Source organism: Rhizobacter sp., assembly GCF_031412075.1.
In the GTDB taxonomy this organism is placed as follows: domain Bacteria; phylum Pseudomonadota; class Gammaproteobacteria; order Burkholderiales; family Burkholderiaceae_C; genus Rhizobacter.
The window spans coordinates 1-1,707 of record NZ_JANOCG010000176.1 but is presented as its reverse complement, the minus strand read 5'-3'; the positions used below and the strand labels follow the sequence as shown (position 1 = coordinate 1,707).

Genomic DNA, 1,707 nt, shown 5'->3' with positions numbered 1-1,707 from the left:
CGACTATTTCCGCAACGAGTTCCTGTTCGTGCGGCCCGCCGTGTCCACCGAGTACATCGAGAACGACGAACCCGCCGCAGCGCCAACCTTTCGCGCCTATTACCCAACGCGCGAGAACCTGCGCGCAACCGTGTTGCGCGTCGTCCACAACTTCAGCTTGCAGCGCGCGTTCGAAGACCTGGAACGTGACGTCGACGCGGTGCATCAGGCCATGCTGCACCAGCTCGGGGACTTCCGACTGCGCACCAACTTCCAGATCCAGGTGCTGTCGTCGCTGTTCTTCCGCAACAAGGGCGCGTACGTGGTCGGCAAGATCGTCAACGGCTTCAACGAGACGCCCTTCGCGCTGCCGATCGTGCATGCCGGCAACGCGGGCCTGACGATCGATGCGGCGCTGTTCGGCGAGGACGATCTGCTGATGGTTTTCAGCTTCGCTCGCGCCTACTTCATGGTCGAGATGCCGGTGCCCAGCGCTTACGTGCAGTTCCTGCGCTCGTTGATGCCGCGCAAGCCACGCGCCGAGCTGTACAACGCCATCGGCCTGCAGAAGCATGGCAAGAATCTGTTTTACCGCGACTTTCTCAACCACCAGCGCCATTCGAGCGACACCTTTCGCACCGCGCCCGGCATCAAGGGCATGGTGATGCTGGTGTTCGACTTGCCCTCGTTTCCTTACGTCTTCAAGGTCATCAAAGATTTCTATCCGGCGCCCAAAGACACCACGCGGGCCCAGATCATGGCCAAGTACCTGCTGGTAAAAACGCACGACCGCGTGGGCCGCATGGCCGACACGCTGGAGTACAGCAACGTGGCATTCCCGCGCGCGCGCTTCGACGACGCGCTGGTGGCCGAGTTGAAGCACCACTGCCCCAGCGTGCTCGAAGAAAACGGCGACGTGCTCGTGATCCGCCACCTCTACATCGAGCGGCGCATGATCCCGCTCAACATCTACCTGCACGACGCCACACCGAGCCAGATCGAACACTCGGTGATCGAGTACGGCAACGCCATCAAGGACCTGGTGGCCGCCAACATCTTCCCCGGCGACATGCTCTGGAAGAACTTCGGCGTCACCCGGCACGGCAAGGTGGTGTTCTACGACTACGACGAGATCGAGTACATCACCGACTGCAACTTTCGCCGCGTGCCCGAGCCGCGCAACGAAGAGGAAGAATTGAGCGGCGAGGTCTGGTACCACGTCGGCCCGAAAGACGTGTTCCCCGAAACCTTCGCGCCCTTCCTGCTCGGCAACCAGGGCGTGCGCAAAGTGTTCATGCAGCACCATGCCGACCTGTTCGACGCTGCCTTTTGGCAAGGCCACAAGGAACGCATCCAAGCCGGCCACGTGCACGACGTTTTTCCTTACGATGCGGACAAGCGGTTCCGCCCCTCACAACCCGCACCCTGACTGGAGAGCCCATGCCCCACGATCCCATCGTCATCGTCTCGGCCGCCCGCACCCCCATCGGCGGCCTGCTCGGCGACTTCTCGTCGCTCGCCGCCTGGGAGCTGGGCGCTTCTGCGATCAAGGCCGCGGTCGAACGCGCCGGCGTGCCTGGCGACGCGATCGACGAAGTGCTGTTCGGCAATTGCCTGATGGCCGGCCAGGGCCAGGCGCCTGCCCGCCAGGCGATGCGCAAAGCCGGCCTGCCCGATTCGACCGGCGCGGTCACGCTGAGCAAGATGTGCGGCAGCGGCATGCGCGCA

The 1,707-nt window shown here is 63.4% G+C and carries 2 protein-coding genes; both read left to right on the top strand.

What is annotated here, in order from left to right; translation table 11 throughout:
* Positions 1–1,408 (top strand): bifunctional isocitrate dehydrogenase kinase/phosphatase (aceK, locus tag RMO40_RS06160; RefSeq protein ID WP_309717797.1); only part of this gene is annotated, 1,408 nt, incomplete at its 5' end.
* Positions 1,409–1,419: 11 nt separating this feature from the next.
* Positions 1,420–1,707 (top strand): thiolase family protein (locus tag RMO40_RS06155; RefSeq protein WP_489660116.1); only part of this gene is annotated, 288 nt, incomplete at its 3' end.